Origin of the sequence: Nocardia sp. CC201C, from assembly GCF_030010695.1 — a bacterium.
GTDB lineage: Bacteria > Actinomycetota > Actinomycetes > Mycobacteriales > Mycobacteriaceae > Nocardia > Nocardia otitidiscaviarum.
The window spans coordinates 1-2,987 of record NZ_JASCXP010000610.1 but is presented as its reverse complement, the minus strand read 5'-3'; the positions used below and the strand labels follow the sequence as shown (position 1 = coordinate 2,987).

Genomic DNA, 2,987 nt, shown 5'->3' with positions numbered 1-2,987 from the left:
CCCGTCGCCGCACCGTACGCGCCCGCTGTCCGTGCCACCGGCCGCGACGCCGGTCCGGGTACCCGCTCATGCTGTGTCCTTTCCGGCATGAGCGGGGCGCTGCGTGGTTACGCTGTGCTGCCGCCTCCGCGCCTGACCGCTCATACCCCTGCCGCCCGCAAGATCTCGTCGATATCGCGCGCGGTGCGCCCGCCCAGCGAATCCGCCTGTGCCGCACCGCGCAGCACCCGATTGCAGCCGCGCTCCAGCAGCGATTCGACCTTCCCCCACACCGGCGTCACCGCGAGGTGCCGGGAGTGCGCGGGCCCCTCGGTGAAGACCTCCAGGTTGCGGATTCCGGGATGGGCGGCGGCGAACCCCGCCGAACCCATTGCGGAATTCAGCACCGGCACGAACAACCCGGATCGCGCGATGATCTCCTGGCCTTCCGGCCCCGTCGCGAATTTGACGAACTCCCAGGCTTGTTCGCGACGCGGGCTGTCGGCCGCGATGGCCAGCCCGGTGGTGCCCACATCGGTGATGGCGGCGGGGCCGCCGTGCGGGCCGACCGGCAATACGGTGACATCGAAGTCCAGCCCGTCGCGATCGACGAACTCCGAGTACAGCCAGTGCCCGCCCAGCAGCATGGCGGCCCGACCGCGAGCGAAAAGGTCGGGGGCCGACACGGATTGCTGATCGGCGGCGCGCGGCGCGACCCGATGCCGCACGGCGAGATCGGCATAGAATTGCAGTCCGGCCGCGAAGCGCGGATCGCCGATATTGGTCCGGGTGGGCGCGACCGGCGGGCTGAACCACTCCGCCCCGTTGTTCATGCCGAAGCAGGCCGCCGAATAGTAGGGCACCCAGGCGTCCGCGAATCCCCACTGCCGCACCCGCCCGGAACCGTCGCGAAGCGTCAAGGCCCGTGCGGCGGCCAGGAACTCGTCGAAGCTCCAGGCGTCCGTCCAGCGCGTGGGCGCACGGACCCCGGCCTGGTCGAACAGCCGCCGGTTGTAATAGAGGAACACCCCCGACCACTGCTCCGGCAGCGCGTACCGCCCGCCCCGCCAGACGAAGGTGTCCCGCAGCGGCGCGTACCCGTCGTCGGCCAGCCGGGCCGCGTGCGCGGGCTCCCGGTCGAGGAATTCGCTCAGGTCCGCCAGTACGCCGCGGTCGGCCAGCCCGGCGTAGAGCAGTTCCCACGCCATGAGCACATCCGGGCATTTCCCGCCCGCGCAGTAGGTCAGCATCTGTTGCAGCGGGTCTGGTCCGGACATGATGGTGCGAATCGCGATATCGGGTCTGCGCCTGCGGAATTCGTCGATGATGAGCAGCCGGGCGCGCGCCTCCTCCGGCCGGGCCTGGAAGAAGAAGGTGACCGCGTCGTCGGAGTCGCCGCCGCAGCCCGCGGTCAGCAGCGGCAGGGCCAGACCCGCGCGGAGTACGGTCCGTCGCGGTACGACCGCGCCCGGCCGTTCACCGACCTTCCCGACCCCGCTCAGCATCACTCCTACCGTTGGTCGCAGAAAACAGACCGTTCGTCGGACCGAGTGACGCAGATCCCACGGCGCATGGCAGCATACGTTCGGCCTCCAGCGGAAGCGTGGTGAAACGCCGACAGGCGGCACCGCGTCCGGTCCGACCACAAGTCGGCTTCGCTGGGCGGCCTGTTTCCGTAATGCACCGCAGTACCGCACGGGAGGGTTGTCGACATGGCGACCATCGAATACCTCCGGACGGATCCCGCCCTACCTCCGGTGGGCATCGTGGACCGGTCCCCGCTGACACCCGCCAAGAAGGGCATCTTCCTCGCGATAGCCGTCCTCGGCGCGATCGCCTGGGCGATCGTGGCCTTCATGCGCGGCGAGAACGTGAACGCGGTGTGGATCGTGGTCGCCGCCGTGTCCACCTACATCCTCGCCTACCAGTTCTACGCCCGGCTGATCCAATGGAAGATCACCAAGCCGCGCGACGACGTCGCCACTCCGGCCGAGGCCATGGAGAACGGCAAGGACTTCATGCCGATGGACCGGCGGGTGCTGTTCGGGCACCATTTCGCCGCCATCGCGGGCGCGGGTCCGCTGGTCGGTCCGGTGCTGGCGGCGCAGATGGGTTATCTGCCCGGCACCATCTGGATCATCGTGGGCGTGGTGCTCGCGGGCGCGGTGCAGGACTATCTGGTGCTGTGGGCGTCGTCCAAGCGGCGCGGCCGGTCGCTGGGCCAGATGGCCCGCGACGAACTGGGGCCGGTCGGTGGCGTGGCCGCCATCGTGGGCGTGCTGGTGATCATGATGATCCTGCTGGCGGTGCTCGGCATCGTGGTGGTGAAGGCCCTGGCCGCCACCGAGAACCCGGTCACCGGCGTCCTCGAGGGCGGCAGCCCGTGGGGCGTGTTCTCCATCGCCATGACCATTCCGATCGCCCTGTTCATGGGCATCTACCTGCGGTTCGTGCGGCCGGGCAAGGTCGGCGAGGTGTCGGTGATCGGCTTCACGCTGCTCATGCTCGCCATCGTCTCGGGCAACTGGGTGGCCGAATCCGGCTGGGGCCGCGACTGGTTCACGCTGTCCGCCGCCACCATCGGCTGGCTGCTCATCTTCTACGGCTTCTTCGCCTCGGTGCTGCCGGTGTGGCTGCTGCTCGCCCCGCGCGATTATCTGTCGACCTTCATGAAGATCGGCACCATCTTCCTGCTGGCCGCGGGCATTCTCATCACCATGCCGGTGCTGAAGGCCCCCGCGGTCTCGGAGTTCGCGAGCAACAGCGACGGTCCGGCCTTCGCGGGCAGCCTCTTCCCGTTCCTGTTCATCACCATCGCCTGTGGTGCGCTGTCGGGTTTCCACGCGCTGGTGTCCTCGGGCACCACCCCGAAGCTGCTGGAGAAGCAGTCGCAGGCGCGGATGATCGGCTACGGCGGCATGCTCATGGAGTCGTTCGTGGCCGTGATGGCCATCGTCACCGCGAGCATCATCGACCAGCATCTCTACTTCGCCATGAACGCCAGCGGC

2 protein-coding genes are annotated in these 2,987 nt (G+C 68.9%); one reads left to right on the top strand and one right to left on the bottom strand.

Annotated elements, in window-relative coordinates:
* Positions 1-140: 140 nt before the first annotated feature.
* Positions 141-1,484, bottom strand: a complete 1,344-nt coding sequence (locus QK444_RS34840) for a sugar ABC transporter substrate-binding protein (protein ID WP_282786253.1) — start codon at positions 1,482-1,484, stop codon at positions 141-143.
* A gap of 207 nt (positions 1,485-1,691) precedes the next feature.
* On the opposite strand from QK444_RS34840, the gene QK444_RS34835 reads away from it, so the two are divergent.
* Positions 1,692-2,987 (top strand): carbon starvation CstA family protein (locus tag QK444_RS34835; RefSeq protein WP_282786252.1); only part of this gene is annotated, 1,296 nt, incomplete at its 3' end.

Coding starts and splice junctions, on each gene's coding strand:
- QK444_RS34840 (WP_282786253.1), bottom strand. CDS start 1,484: ATGCTGAGCGGGGTCGGGAAGGTCGGTGAACGGCCGGGCGCGGTCGTA.